The sequence below is a fragment of the Lentzea aerocolonigenes genome, assembly GCF_000974445.1.
Lineage (GTDB): Bacteria > Actinomycetota > Actinomycetes > Mycobacteriales > Pseudonocardiaceae > Lentzea > Lentzea aerocolonigenes.
The window spans coordinates 250272-263009 of sequence record NZ_BBOJ01000009.1 but is presented as its reverse complement, the minus strand read 5'-3'; the positions used below and the strand labels follow the sequence as shown (position 1 = coordinate 263009).

Here is a 12738-nt window from a genome sequence, read left to right as displayed (position 1 = left end):
CTCGCGCTGGGTGCATACGTCTCCGGCATCACGCCGCCCTTTCAGTTCGTGAACGCGGTGATTCGTCGCTCTATCCGGGCGAGCAGTGCGCTCACCTCGGTGCGCAGCCGCTCCGGCACCGCCACTCCGGTTCCGTTGCGGTGCGGCTTGCCGAGCAGCGACAGGTCTGCGGACCGGTCGCGCAGCAGGTCCATGTCTCCGTCGTCGAGCGCGCCAGCCATGCCGCGCACGGTCTCCTCGACGAGCACGAACCTCCCGGGATACGGCAGCTGGTCCGGCAACTCGCGCAGGGCCGCCTCGGCGTCCCTCAACGCCTCCTGGTCCGGCTCGGCCTCGGGCGCGGGGGTTGCCTTGATCAGGTCGTGCAGCTCACGCGCCACCCGGACCGGCCGGACGCCCGGATCGAAATCCAGGTGCCGGAGGTTGCGCAGGAAGCCGGGCAGCAGCTCGCGGTCCGTGCCACGGGTCAGCAGGCAGAACATCTGCCGTTGAGCACCGTCTGGGCCGAGCGTGCGCCGGACGAACCGCTCCGCCTCGGTGAGCTGCCACCGGCTCAGTTCGCCTGCCACAACCAGGCAAAGGTGCTCGGCGGCGTCTCCTGCCTGGTCAAGGATCTCCGGATCACCGGAGACTGACCGGTCCGCCTTGAGACCGAGCAGCCGGAGTTCGGTGATCAGCTCGGTCCCGGTGCGCCACTGCTTCCGGGGGCTCGACACCAGCAGGTCCAGGTCGAACTTCCGCCGCCGCGACCGGGCCGCCGCCACATAGGCATCGCGGTTGTCGGCCAGCAGGTCCGTGCGGTCGAACTGCTGAGCGATCACAGCGGCGACCGTCTCCAGCGCGAACGAGATCTGGTCCGGTGACGGCGGTCGCTCCACCACGACCGGGAGCAGTTCGCCAAAGCTCCAGTAGGAGATGTAGGGCACGGTCAGGTGCCGCAACATCTGTTCGGACGTCACGCCTTTGACCAGCCAGTTGCGAAACAAGGGCGCGACGACGCCCGCACACTTCTGCTGCCACTCCTCAGCCCGCTGGTACTCCATCCGGTTGTCGAGCCGGGACAACACCGGCATGACCTGGTGCCGTGGACGGTCGTAGGGCAGCCGATCCCTGGCCTGGTCCGCGAGATGGGCAATGTCGACGACGTCGTTGAGGTTCTGGTCGTTCGCGGTGAACACGACAACGAGACGGTCGGGCAACTGGGCGGTGCAGATACCGGCGATGTCCGAGACGCCGGTTCGGCTGTCGATCAGCACGAAGTCGTACTGAGCGATCCACTCGGCGCGGCGTTCCTCGAGGAACTCGGCGAACCCCTCCTCGTACAGCGCCTCCCAGTTGATCTCCTGCATCCTGGGGGCGTAGGAGGCGTCCAGTCGATGGTCGACGATCTTCCCAGCGGCCATCAAGTGGAGTACGCCCTCGACGTCGACACGCACGGTGTGGGAGGCGGGGTACTGGACTTTCTGGATGAAGTCGTGTGCGAGATCGACCACACCACTGGGCGGCATCTCTGAAACGTGGGGCCGGAAGTAAAGATGAAGACCCGGAGCTTCCAGGTCCCAATCGATCGCGAGCACCCGGTAACCCCAGCGTGCGAGCAGCACCGCCGCGTTGGCCAGGGTGAAGCTGCGCCCGACGCCGCCTTTGTAGGAGTAGAACGTGATCACGGTTCCGGACATGGCTTGAACCTCGGTAGGGGCGGGCGTGGAGTGACGATCGGGTCGGGGCGTTCGACGATCGGCCAGTCCGGTCGCCAGTCGGGCACCTGGTTCACCAGCTCGGCGAGATCACGCGCCAGCTGTTTCACTTCTTTGTGGAAGTGGATGTAGTCGACCGTTTGCTGGTACACCGGATCGGGATGCGCGAATTCCTTGAAGTCATGCCATTTGCGCATCCGTTCCGCCTCGGGGAAGTTCTCTGAATCCGAGAACAGGATCGGGTAGATCAACCCCTGCGGGATCTTGGCACTGGCGAACCCGAGCATCTCCTCGCGGGCCCGCATGCTGTACAGCTCCGCCATGCACCAGCCGGATCTGAAGTAGCTCGGCGTCATGACCTGAATCATGATCTTGCTGTGCCGCAGCGAGGTCTGCAGGTTGTGAGCCCACTCGACAGCCCGGGGCATGTGGCGGTCCATGTAGATCCGCGGCGGGAGGGCGCTCTCGTCTGCCAGGCAGTCCTTGAGCTTGTTGTAGAAATGGTTGAGCAGCCATTTCTGCACATTGCCTTCACGACTGTAGCTGATGAAGAAATCGAACTGGTAGCCGGACACAGCGCACAACGGTAGACGCGCCACCCGCGTCGATAAAAGACAAAAAAGTGGGCATTTTCGGCGGTTCCGACCAAAAATTGGACAAAAACTGGGCGGCCGACGCACCAAGCCGCGAACAGCAAGAAGCCCCCGACCAGATTTGATCGAGGGCTTCTCGGGTGAGTGGACGATACTGGGATTGAACCAGTGACCCCTACCGTGTCAAGGTAGTGCTCTCCCGCTGAGCTAATCGTCCGAGCGGATGACGAGACTCGAACTCGCGACCCTCACCTTGGCAAGGTGATGCGCTACCAACTGCGCTACATCCGCGTGCCCCTCAGGTTTCCCTTGCGGGTTTCCCGTGGTGCGAGAGGAACTTTATCCGACGGTCCCCCGAAGTTCCAAATCGGCTGATCTTGAGCGTGGCGGGGACGCCGGCAGACCCCGGAACGACAGCGGGGCCAGGTGCGTTGTGCACCTGGCCCCGCTGGTGATCCGAGTGGACGATACTGGGATTGAACCAGTGACCCCTACCGTGTCAAGGTAGTGCTCTCCCGCTGAGCTAATCGTCCGAGGCGGAGACGGGAATCGAACCCGTGTACAGGGCTTTGCAGGCCCTTGCCTAAGCCACTCGGCCACTCCGCCAGGAGCATGAGTCCACAGCCAACTATCCACTGAGGACCCACAGAGCGGATGACGAGACTCGAACTCGCGACCCTCACCTTGGCAAGGTGATGCGCTACCAACTGCGCTACATCCGCGTACATCACTGACTTCGTGATGTTGAAACAAACCTTATACGAGGGGTTCAAGCGGGTTTCACCGGGGGTACCCGCACCACCTTCGCGGGCCCCCTACCTCGGATGATTCAGCTCAGGTCGTTCGAGATGAGGTGCGTGAGCGCCTCGTCGACGTTGACCCAGAGGTGCTCGTTGCCCGGCACGACGACGTCGTAGGTCCGGTCGAGGAAGTCTGCGAGTTCCTGGGCGGACGCCTCGAACATGGCGTGCCCGGAAGGCGAGCTCAGCTCGATCACGACGACCTCGGGGTCGTCGGCGGCGGGGCGGATCCGGACGTCTCCGTCGCCGGCGTCGGCGATGAGACCGTCGGCGAGCAGGTCGCGGGCGAACACCCACTCGACCCAACCGGCACGGCCGGTGCGGAACGCGGCGACGACCGCGTACGGGTCCTTCGTGTCGTATCGCAGCTCCACCTGAACCGGGACCGCGGGGGTCCTCGGCGCCAGCAGGTCGAAGACCGCTGTCGAGCGGAGCGTCACGTGATCGTTGCGCATCGTCGTTACCCTCTTCTCCCTTCCCGGTCAATGAAACGACCGAGCACCTTAGTTGTGACGTGCATGTGGCGAGGAACGCTCGCAATTCGGACGCAGATCACCCCATCGGGTCAGCATGATTGCGCACGGCGACCGTTTGCACGCGCTCTGTACCCTCCTCGCTCTTAGCCCGCGTACAGCGACCCCCATCTTGCTGGGTCTAACCTGAACCCGGTACCGGCTGTTGCGCGAATGTTGGACGTGAGGACATCTCTGGTGGCTGACTCGCCCGGTCCACCCGCCGCGTCACGCGACGGCCGGCCGACCGACTTCGAGCTCGTGCAGAGGCTCGCACAAGGCGACCGGTCAGCGTTCGGTGAGCTGTACGACAGGTACGGCACACCATCCTATTCGCTGGCCAGACGCATCTGCGTGGACCCCGAACTGGCCGAGGACGTCGTCCAGGAAGCCTTCCTCGCGCTCTGGCGGCACCCCGCCAGGTTCGACCCCACCCGCGGAAGTTTCGGCACCTGGCTGATGACCCTGGTGCACCACCGCGCGGTGGACGCCGTACGCAAGGAGAACACCCAGCGCCGCCGGACTGTTCCCCTGACCGACGACGTCTCACCCCCGGTCGAGGGCTCCGAGCACGAAGCGCTGGTGAGCGTGGTGAGCGCCGAGGTCAGAGCGGCCCTGCACACGTTGCCGGAGGAGCAGCGGCAGGTCATCGCCCTCGCCTATCTGGGCGGCTACACGCAGTGCGAGGTGGCGAAGCTGACCGGCGTGCCGCTGGGGACTGTGAAATCGCGCACGTTCGCCGCGATCAGACGCCTGAGAGGCACGTTGGGCAACTTGTGGGCCGGCGAGACCGGCGAGACGACAGGAGCAAACCGGTGAACGGCGAGTTGTGCCCTCACGAGGAGCTCGCCGTCGGCTGGGCGATGCACTCCCTGGAGCCGGACGAGGAAGCGGTGGTCCGCGACCACCTGCCGACCTGCCCCGCCTGCCAGCGCACCGTACGGTCGACGCAGGAGGTGCTCGCGGGCATCGGCGGCGCCGTCCGCCAGGAGCAGCCACCACCCCGCCTGCGCGCGAGGCTGATGGAACAGATCGAGCACATCCCCCAGGAAATCCCGCCCCAGCCCAGCCCGCGCCACGCGGCCCCGACCCCGTTGCGCCGCCCACAACACAGCCGCCGCACGGGCCGAGTCCTGCTGGCCGCCGCCGCGGCACTGGCCGTCCTGGCCGGAGGCGGCTACCTGGGCGTGCGCGTGAACCAGCTATCCAGCGAGGTAGCGGCCGCCCAGGCCCGCACGAACGACCTGAACACGGCCCTCTCCCTGGCCGCCGACCCGGCCACGAACAGGGCGGTCCTGCGCACAGGCTCCGGCGAGGAGGCGGCCGTCGTCCTCTCGAGCCCCACCTCAGGCGCCGTGGTGCCGATGAACCTCAAGCCGAACGACTCGAGTCACGTTTACGTGGTTTGGGGTGCAAGTACGAAAGCGCCGGTACCGTTGGCGGTGTTCGACGTGCCCGCAGGCTCGACCACTCCGCAGTTGCTGAGCTGGTCCGCCGACGCGCACAAGCACACGACCTTCGCGGTATCACTGGAACCAGGCCGCCAAGCACCTCAGAAACCCTCAGAGGTGCTGGCAGGAGGCCAGGTTGCACCCGCCTGAGTCCCAACAGGATGATCGACACATGACGAAGCCCGACACGAAGCCCGACGAGCACAGGGGCTGGCGCCACTGGTTCCACCGGAACCCGGCGCTGAACCTCGCCTACCGCATCGGCGTGGGCGTGATCGGCGGCCTGGTCCTCGTCGGCGGCATCATCATGATCCCGTACCCCGGCCCGGGCTGGCTGGTGGTCTTCGCAGGCCTGGCAATCCTCGCGACGGAGTTCGAGTGGGCGGGCCGAGTCCTGAAGTTCGCCAAGCGCTACTACGACCGCTGGGTCGAGTGGCTCAAGCGCCAGCCGGCCTGGGTCCGAGGCCTGGTGATGGCCGGCGTCTGCGCCATCGTGCTGGCCACCTGCTACCTCCTGAACGTGTTCGCGCTGGTCGGCGGCTGGTTCGGCGTCGAGTGGAGCTGGTTGCAGAGCCCGATTTTTGGTTCTCGTTGATGATGTTGTAAGCTATGGCCACACCGCGAGAGCGGGACAGCAAGACAACAGAACACGGGCGTTTAGCTCAGCGGGAGAGCGCTTCGTTCACACCGAAGAGGTCACTGGTTCGATCCCAGTATCGCCCATTGCAGGTCAGAGGCCCGGAGCCATTCAGGTTCCGGGCCTCTGACTTTGTCGTACAGCAGCAAAGTACAGCTGCGGCTCAAATACCGAGGCTCTCGCTCAGCTGCTGTAGTGCCTTTCGCGTCGACTCGTCGGAGACCTCGGTGTAGATCTCCATCGTGACCTTCATGTTCGCGTGCCGCAGGATGCGCATGATCACCCGAGGGTGCACGTTCAGCTCCGCGAGCAGCGAGGCGCAGCTCCGTCGGCCGTCGTGAACCGTGATCTTGGGAACGCCAGCTTTCTCGCATCGGCGGTCCCATGACCGGTTGAAGTTCCGCGGCTCGATCGGCGTGCCATGCCGGGTGGTGAACAACAGGCCGCATTCCTGCCAGGCGATGTCTGCCTCGACTCGATCCGCCTCACGTTGCTTCCGCCGCAGCCGGACCGCTGTGGCGGCGATCGGAGGCATGGGCAGCGTCTCGTCCGAGGCCGCCGTCTTGGTCTCGCGGTGCAGGAGCTTCCCACCCACCCGTTGGAGCTGGTAGGCGATGTCGAGGACCTGCTCGATCTCGTCGACAGCGTCCTCAGGCAGCCCCAGCACTTCTCCCTTGCGCATGGCCATCGCGATCACCAACACGTACGCGGCGTAGAACGGGTCGTCATCCTGTCGCGCCGACACCAGGAACGTCTTCGCTTGCTCGGTGGACCAGCGGTTGCGCTTGGGCTTGCGCCGGCGCTCCCCAGCCCGCTTGACCTTGACCAGCGTCATCACGTTCTTCTTCAGCAGGTCCTCGGCCATCGCGTGGGTGAGCGCCGACCGCAGACATCCCCTGATGTCGTTCAGAGAACGCAGCGACAGCAGCTCTTGGCAGCACTTGCCCAGCGAGCAGCAGCGCCGCTTGTCCTCCGCGCGCCGGGCGTCCTTGCCTTGTGCGCAACACTGGCAGGTCCGGGCGAGCTTGTTCATCCAGAGCTGCCCCTCGCGCACGGTGAAGTTGAGCGGCTTCTCCCCCAGCCCCGGCACGATGTGCACGCGTATGAACGTCTCGTAGGTCTTGTGCGTGAGCGGCGCGAGGCTCGGCTTGACGATGTCGTCCAGCCAGCCGTAGAGGTACGGCGCGAGCTTCGGCACCGAGGAGGTCACCGGCCCCTCGTTCGCGTCGTTCTGGAGCTTGACCCACTTGGCGTGGACGGTCTCCCTGTCCGGCCCGTACACCCACTTGCGCTTCCTCTTACCGGACGGCGTAGTGATCCACACGTAGGCCGCGAAGCCGTTCTTGTACGGGAAGATCGATCCTTCGCCGTTCTCGCGCGCCTTGCCTGCCATCAGGCAGCCTCCTGAACCCGTCGCTGGACGTATTCCTCCACCCACTCCGGCAGAATCCGCCGACTGCCGCCGTCCTTGAGTGATCGAAGTTGCCTGGTGGCAATGAGCATCTTGGTCTTCGAGAGGCTGTAGCCGAGGTGCTGCGCTGCCTGCTTGACGGTGAGCCAACGAGGTTGGATCACGGTGGTCACCGTGGCCTCCGTCTTGCGCGAGCCAGGTGGCTGGCCTGAGACGAGGGCGAGCTTGTCGTTCACGGGTGCTCCCTGGATCTGGGCACGCCGGGGCTCGGACAGTTTGGACAGAATGGCCAGAATTGGCCGCAAGGTGTCGTTTGCACTGCTCAGCGCCGGTGTGCGGTGATCTTGGTTCGCTTGGACAGAATGGGACAGAATCTGGACACAATTACCGCGCGACCCAGTCGGCGGTCCTCGGGCCAGTGGAGCGGCCCGAATTCTGTCCGAGTTGTGTCCCATTGTGTCCACGGCGGGCGCGATCAGCTCACAAGCCTTTGACGTGCACGAACTGTGCCCGGTCATGGATTCTGGCCATTCTGTCCAAACTGTCCACGGTCTGCGGCCTGGTGAACGGGGTGGACAAGGTAGGTCGGGCTCGGTTTGCGTCCTGCTCCCTGCCGCTCGGGCAGTGGGAGCTGGCGAATGTGGCCGTGCTCTTCGAGCAGTTCGAGGGCCGGGCCGATCTCGCTGGCGGTGGTGAACCTGCCGCGGTTGGCGCGATGTGCATCGCGGCGGGTGAACTGACGAAGACGTTCGCCGACGATCCACCCGAGCAGGGCTCGGGCGTCGTCGTACGCCTCGTCCTTGCCCATGTGGTCGAACGCCGCGAGCGCGTGCGCGAGGTAGTACGAGCCGAGTTCGCGGGCGCGCGCGAACGTGCTGACGCCGATCTCGTGGTGCCAGGCGTCGGTGGGCCGGTCCGCGAGGTGCAGCAGTCCGGCAAGGCGCGCAACGGTTCCGGCGTACTTGCCTGCCCAGTCTGCGATGTGGTGCCAGGCGCCGCGCGGTCCTAGTCGTGGCTCGATCTCCGCTTGCAACGCGAACATGGCTTCGTCCGCTTCTGCGCTGAAGTCGACGACTTCGGGCGCCGACCACATGGCCAGTTGCAGGGTCAGGCCGCCGATGCGGGCGCGGTAGTCCGCGGCGATGTGCTCGGGCATCTCGGGTACGCGGATCTCGCGGTAGCCAACGGTGCTGACCGGCAGGGAGTAGAGGAAGCGTCCGAGCAGGCCGCGTTCCTTGGCGGCCTTGATCTGTCCCAGGTCGCGGATGATCTGCGGCTGTACAACGAGTCCGAGGGTGAGGTAGGCGTGTTCGATGAAGTCGGATTCGCGGCCCTGGCGGTCGACTTCGAGATATTCGCCGGCGTGGCCGCGCAGGAAGACTTCGTAGTTCGGGGTGCCGGAGTAGCGCCCGGCGATGTTGGAGACGATGCCGCCCTCGGGTGCGAGCACGGCGAGGCGTCCGCCCTGTTGGGCCATGATGGTGGCGGCGATCTCCGCGGTGACGTCGTCCACGACCAAGCGCGGTTTGGCTGGGATCACAATCTCCTGTGCGCGCAGCGCGGCGTCACCGGCCAGGCCGATGGACGCGGCGTCGGCGGTACTGGCCTTCTTCTCCAGCTTCTCCGCTTCCCGTTCAGCGACGGCCTTCTGGACGCGGGCCTCCTCGATCTGGGGCAGGGCGAGTTCGACGAGTTCGGCCTGTGCGGCCCGGATGGGTCCGGCCATCGCGGCGAACACGTCCGACTTCCGCGAGCCCGGTGGCAGCGCGACGACCAAGAAGAGGTTCACCGGCTGGGTCCAGCCCGGCCGTATGCGGGTGGTGATGCGCCCGCCCGCAGCCGTTGACAGGGCGGACAGCGCGACGCATCCGGCGAGGTCGGGCGGGGTCTGAGTGAACTCGGTGACGGCGTCGACCATGTCGGCCATCCAGCCCGGCAGGACGTTGACCGGGAATGGCGGGAGCGCCCGCTGCGCGGCCGAGAGCGGAACCGGCTGTTCCCAGGTGTCTCCGGACTGGCCGGGTTCGTCCGGCACAGCACGCAGAACGCGCGCAGCACCGCTCTCGTGCGGGTGCATGTTCGTCGCGTTCATCGGGGTGCCTCCAACTGCGGTGTCTGGAGTGGACGGAGTGGGTGCCCGGTACCGGCACGCGGCCGGTACCGGGCCGGGGTGCTACTTGTTGATGGCCGGGAAGTCGACGGCGTGCGCGGCGTCGGTCGCCTTGGCCGTGTGCTTCAGGGCCGCGTTGACCGCACGCCCCGCGGTGAAGAACGCCGCGCTGGCGTCGCCGATTGAGCCGCTGGCCTTCACGCCCTGCTCCTTGGCCGTCTCCGCGAGCTTCTCCAGCGCGGTGTCGATCGCGAGCAGGATGTCGGTGAGGTCCTTCGCGATCTGGTCGCCGGCGTGGGCGGCCGTGGTGATCTGGTCCTTCTTGGCGAACTCGAAGCCCTTGGCGGAGTTGGCGGCGTTGAGCGCCTCGACCGCGGTTTCGAGGTGGGACAGGAACGTGCTGCACTTCGACATGCGTTCTCCTTGGTGTGATCGGTTGGGATGGGGTCAGGCGGCGCGGTTGTCGAGCCGCCGGGCATTGGTGGCGCCCAACTTCAGTCCTGACTGGACTGTGGCGGTGATCTGGCGCGGGGTGCAGTCGCAGTCGCCGGCGGCCATGTGGGCGGCGGATTGCTCCAACATGTGGGCAGCGTCGGAGTGGCTGATCTCGTTGCCCCCGACCAGTTGGCCAAGGCTCAGCGCGGCCTGGAACAGGGTCTTGTTGTGGCGGCTTCGTTGGGCCGCTGCGACCTTGGCGCACTCGCCGCGCACGATCGCGTCCAAGTACGCGGAGCGTTGCGCAGGGGCGCTCTGGTTGGGCGCTGAGACGGCCATAGGCGGCTTAACGGCGGGTGCCTGGACCAACCAGGCGGGCAGTTCGACCGGCGGGCGGTCGTCGGTGATCTCGTAACGGCCGGCCGGGGTGGTCGACGGCGGAGCGATGACGTAGCCGCCGTGCGCGCGGGTGTCGACGAGCCATCCCAGCGTGCCCGCCGTGTTGCGCAACGCCGTGCCCTTGGGCGCGAGGAAGTAGAGGTGCGTGCCGCCGGACGGGGTGCGCGCGGCGTAAGTGGGCGGGATCGTGGCCTTGGCGCGTTCGGCCAGCAGCGTCAGGACATCGAGCCCCGTTGCCACTCCGAGCATGTTGAAGCCATCCGGTGCCACCTCGTCGGGCTTAGCGACATCGCAGTCGACGACCACGAGGTTGGAGGGACCGGTGGCGATCGCGACGTTGTGCCGCGGGTACCGGGTGTAGAAGTCGCGGATCACGGCGGGGTCGGTGGTGGCGCGGGCTTCCCACTGGTCGACGAACGGGCGCTTGGCGTCGGGTACGGCGGGGAAGATGTGCCAGCCGCGTGCGGCGGCGCGCAGGATCTCGGTGAGGCGGTCGGGTTCGGTGCTCATGGCCGGGCTCCCTTCGCTGGTTTGGGGGTTGATGGGCGGGTTCACGCGGCGCGCTCGCTGTGGTCGACGAGGTCGATCTGGCGCAGGTGGTGCAGGGCGGCGGTGCCTTGCTGTGGGACGACTCCGTTGCCGAGCAGGCGCAGTTGCTCGGTGCGCGACAGGCCCGGCACGTCGGTGACCCAGCCGGCGTCGAGGCCCATCAGCCATTCGACGAAGCGCGGGCTCAGGACGTGGTTGCCTCGGGTTCCGGGCTGGGTGGGTTCAGGGGCGGGTCGTCCGAGGAGGTGTTCCCATCGGCGGATGGCGGGCTCGAAGGCTCCCCACTCAACGCCCCGAACAGCGTCGGGTTGCCCCGCGCGTAGGTCGCGCTGGTCCGCTCCGCGTCGGCGCGCGTCGGCGTCGGCAGCAGCCGCGCAGCCGCGGACGGCAGGGTCAGGTCGCCCGACGAGCCGCGTTAGTTCGGGCCGCCCTTGGTGCCGTCCGTGGCCTTCGGGGTGGGCAGCAGGTGCTCCACCTCGTCCGCGAGCGTCGGCCCGTGGCCGCCCGCTTTGCGCTTGTCCGGGTGCTGCGAGCCGCCATTCACGGCGAGTTGCGCGGTCGGGGTCTTGAGCAGGTGTCGCGTAGCCGAACCACCGGTCACGGCGGTGTGGTGCCCCGGCGTCGGAAGCGCGTAGGCATGTCCACCGCAGGTCATACCCGAGCGCGGCCAGGTCGGCGGCGACTCGGGCATGTCCTCGAACAAGGAGGGCAGCGACGTTCTCCAGCACGACGTGTCGGGGCTGTAGTACGCGAACGGCGTCGACGACGTGGGTCCAGAGGCCACTTCGGGCTCCTTCGATACCGGCTCGTTTGCCGGCGGGGCTGATGTCCTGGCACGGAAAACCTGCGGTGAGCAGGTCCACGGGCTCGACTTGGTTCCAGTCGATGGCGGTGATGTCGCCCAGGTTCGGGACATCGGGCAGCCGGTGGGCCAGGAGCTTGACCGCTGACGGGTGGTTGTCCGAGACCCAGGCGAGCGCACCGCCGAACACGCGGTGAGCAGCGTGATCGAGACCTCCGAAGCCGGTGAAGAGGCTGCCGGTCTTCATCACGCCACCTCCTCGGATTCGTTGGCTTCGAAGCAGGTCCAGCAGCGCCCGTAGGAGGTGGGCACGCAGTAGCCGACGTCCTGCTCGCACTGAGGGCACCAGCGGCGGGCGGCCATCGCCTTGTCCAGCGCGAAGATCCGCGCGGCGGTGAGCGGCCGGACCTGCGCCGCGAGGTCCACGCGGAACAGGTCGCACAGCTCTTCGCGGCGGTAGGGGCGGCGGTGGCGGAACCACAGCAGCGCCTGCGCGCCCTGCCCGTTGGGGCGCAGTCCGATCGCGCGGAGCTGGCGGCGGGTGGCGAGGCCGGGCGGGACGGCGCCGGGCCTGCCGCGCCAGGCGAACACGATCAGGCCGCCCTCCCGGCCGCGGCAGAACGCGCTCTGCCCGTTCCACGGCAGCACCACTTCGCAGATCGGGCGCGTCCGGCTGCCCATCAGGCGCTCTCTCGTCCTGGTCGGTGGTCGCGCAGGCGGCCGGTGGTGGGCAGGCTGGTGAGGTGGCGGCCGTGCTTGTCCGCGTACATGGCCGCGTCGGCGCCGGCGAGCAGCGCGGGCAGCTGCACGCCGCGGCTGGGCAGGGTCTGCGCGCCGATGCTGACCGCGACGCTCAGGCGCTGGCGTTCACGTCCAAGCCGGTCAAGGAAGATCGGCTTCGTCAGGGCGGCACGTACGGCGTCGACACGGTGCGCGGCGGTCTGGCGGCCACGCTCGCCGGACGGCACGCGTCCGAGCCACAGCACGAACTCGTCACCGTGCAGCCGGATCGCGTGCTCTCCCGGCAGCCGCAGCGCATTGAGCCGCGTGGCGAGCACCTTCAGCACCATGTCGCCACCGCCGTGGCCGTGGGTGTCGTTGATGGCTTTGAAGTTGTCGACGTCCAGCAGCAGCAACCCGACCGAGCCGGGGCGGCGCGTGGCCGCGCGATGGGCCAGGATGCCCAGCGCCTCCCGGTTGCCCAGACCGGTCAGGGCGTCGATGTGCAGCCGCTTGAACAGGTGCAGGGCGTAGGCGCTGGTGGCCAGGTAGCCCGCGGCAGCGGCGGCCGTGGTGGTGGCCAGGATCGTGTTGGTGGTACTCATGGCTGGCTCCTCGAAAC

14 protein-coding genes, 6 tRNA genes and 1 pseudogene are annotated in these 12738 nt (G+C 67.2%); 4 read left to right on the top strand and 17 right to left on the bottom strand.

Translation table 11 applies throughout. From position 1 onward, the window contains the following. Nucleotides 1-41: 41 nt before the first annotated feature. The 8 genes from AOM45_RS19395 to AOM45_RS19360 all read right to left on the bottom strand — a co-directional run bounded on the left by AOM45_RS19395 (nt 42) and on the right by AOM45_RS19360 (nt 3545). Nucleotides 42-1679 carry a KGGVGR-motif variant AAA ATPase gene (locus AOM45_RS19395; protein ID WP_035909516.1) on the bottom strand — a complete coding sequence of 546 codons (1638 nt, stop codon included), beginning with the start codon at nt 1677-1679 and terminating at the stop codon, nt 42-44. Further along, nucleotides 1664-2272: a TIR domain-containing protein gene (locus tag AOM45_RS19390; protein WP_030466273.1), complete on the bottom strand. Its 609-nt coding sequence runs from the start codon at nt 2270-2272 to the stop codon at nt 1664-1666. Before AOM45_RS19390 ends, AOM45_RS19395 begins: the two co-directional genes overlap by 16 nt. Nucleotides 2273-2435: 163 nt before the next feature. Further along, nucleotides 2436-2507, bottom strand: a tRNA-Val gene (locus AOM45_RS19385). A 1-nt stretch (nt 2508) separates the two neighbouring features. Continuing rightward, nucleotides 2509-2581 (bottom strand) — tRNA-Gly (locus AOM45_RS19380). A gap of 170 nt (nt 2582-2751) precedes the next feature. After that, a tRNA-Val gene (locus AOM45_RS19375) sits at nt 2752-2823 on the bottom strand. A gap of 1 nt (nt 2824) precedes the next feature. Beyond that, a tRNA-Cys gene (locus tag AOM45_RS19370) sits at nt 2825-2896 on the bottom strand. Between the two features lie 43 nt (nt 2897-2939). Next, nucleotides 2940-3012 (bottom strand) — tRNA-Gly (locus AOM45_RS19365). Nucleotides 3013-3119: 107 nt separating this feature from the next. After that, entirely contained in the window at nt 3120-3545 is a 426-nt protein-coding gene (locus AOM45_RS19360) for an SsgA family sporulation/cell division regulator (protein ID WP_030466274.1), read from the bottom strand. 255 nt (nt 3546-3800) lie between these two features. Here AOM45_RS19360 and AOM45_RS19355 point away from each other — a divergent pair, with 255 nt between their 5' ends. The 4 genes from AOM45_RS19355 to AOM45_RS19340 all read left to right on the top strand — a co-directional run bounded on the left by AOM45_RS19355 (nt 3801) and on the right by AOM45_RS19340 (nt 5776). Continuing rightward, complete coding sequence (locus tag AOM45_RS19355; protein WP_236703752.1) at nt 3801-4421, top strand: RNA polymerase sigma factor; 621 nt, start codon at nt 3801-3803, stop codon at nt 4419-4421. Next, on the top strand, nt 4418-5203 hold the full coding sequence (locus AOM45_RS19350) for an anti-sigma factor (protein WP_030466276.1): 786 nt from the start codon (nt 4418-4420) through the stop codon (nt 5201-5203). Before AOM45_RS19355 ends, AOM45_RS19350 begins: the two co-directional genes overlap by 4 nt. Before the next feature lie 22 nt (nt 5204-5225). Continuing rightward, nucleotides 5226-5648 carry a TIGR02611 family protein gene (locus tag AOM45_RS19345; protein ID WP_030466277.1) on the top strand — a complete coding sequence of 141 codons (423 nt, stop codon included), beginning with the start codon at nt 5226-5228 and terminating at the stop codon, nt 5646-5648. A 56-nt stretch (nt 5649-5704) separates the two neighbouring features. Beyond that, nucleotides 5705-5776, top strand: a tRNA-Val gene (locus tag AOM45_RS19340). Nucleotides 5777-5853: 77 nt separating this feature from the next. Here AOM45_RS19340 and AOM45_RS19335 read toward each other — a convergent pair. The 9 genes and pseudogenes from AOM45_RS19335 to AOM45_RS19300 all read right to left on the bottom strand — a co-directional run bounded on the left by AOM45_RS19335 (nt 5854) and on the right by AOM45_RS19300 (nt 12721). Next, the gene (locus AOM45_RS19335; protein WP_030466278.1) at nt 5854-7083 is read right to left on the bottom strand and encodes a tyrosine-type recombinase/integrase; all 1230 of its coding nucleotides are present in this window, start codon (nt 7081-7083) and stop codon (nt 5854-5856) included. Continuing rightward, the gene (locus tag AOM45_RS52365; protein WP_236703751.1) at nt 7083-7337 is read right to left on the bottom strand and encodes an excisionase family DNA-binding protein; all 255 of its coding nucleotides are present in this window, start codon (nt 7335-7337) and stop codon (nt 7083-7085) included. The genes AOM45_RS19335 and AOM45_RS52365 overlap by 1 nt, the downstream gene beginning before the upstream one ends. 278 nt (nt 7338-7615) lie before the next feature. Next, complete coding sequence (locus tag AOM45_RS19325) at nt 7616-9193, bottom strand: YfjI family protein (protein WP_051782943.1); 1578 nt, start codon at nt 9191-9193, stop codon at nt 7616-7618. Between the two features lie 81 nt (nt 9194-9274). After that, nucleotides 9275-9625: a hypothetical protein gene (locus tag AOM45_RS19320; RefSeq protein WP_030466281.1), complete on the bottom strand. Its 351-nt coding sequence runs from the start codon at nt 9623-9625 to the stop codon at nt 9275-9277. A gap of 33 nt (nt 9626-9658) precedes the next feature. Beyond that, nucleotides 9659-10555 (bottom strand): bifunctional DNA primase/polymerase, encoded by an 897-nt coding sequence (locus AOM45_RS19315; protein ID WP_030466282.1) that lies wholly within the window; start codon nt 10553-10555, stop codon nt 9659-9661. 41 nt (nt 10556-10596) lie between these two features. Next, nucleotides 10597-10755 (bottom strand): hypothetical protein, encoded by a 159-nt coding sequence (locus tag AOM45_RS52935; protein WP_236703763.1) that lies wholly within the window; start codon nt 10753-10755, stop codon nt 10597-10599. A gap of 474 nt (nt 10756-11229) precedes the next feature. Beyond that, nucleotides 11230-11643 (bottom strand): annotated as a pseudogene (locus AOM45_RS52930) (DNA cytosine methyltransferase); the annotation flags it as partial. Further along, nucleotides 11643-12077: an RRQRL motif-containing zinc-binding protein gene (locus tag AOM45_RS19305; RefSeq protein ID WP_030466283.1), complete on the bottom strand. Its 435-nt coding sequence runs from the start codon at nt 12075-12077 to the stop codon at nt 11643-11645. The gene AOM45_RS19305 and the pseudogene AOM45_RS52930, both read right to left, overlap by 1 nt. Beyond that, the gene (locus AOM45_RS19300; RefSeq protein ID WP_051782944.1) at nt 12077-12721 is read right to left on the bottom strand and encodes a GGDEF domain-containing protein; all 645 of its coding nucleotides are present in this window, start codon (nt 12719-12721) and stop codon (nt 12077-12079) included. The genes AOM45_RS19305 and AOM45_RS19300 overlap by 1 nt, the downstream gene beginning before the upstream one ends. Between the last annotated feature and the right edge of the window lie 17 nt (nt 12722-12738).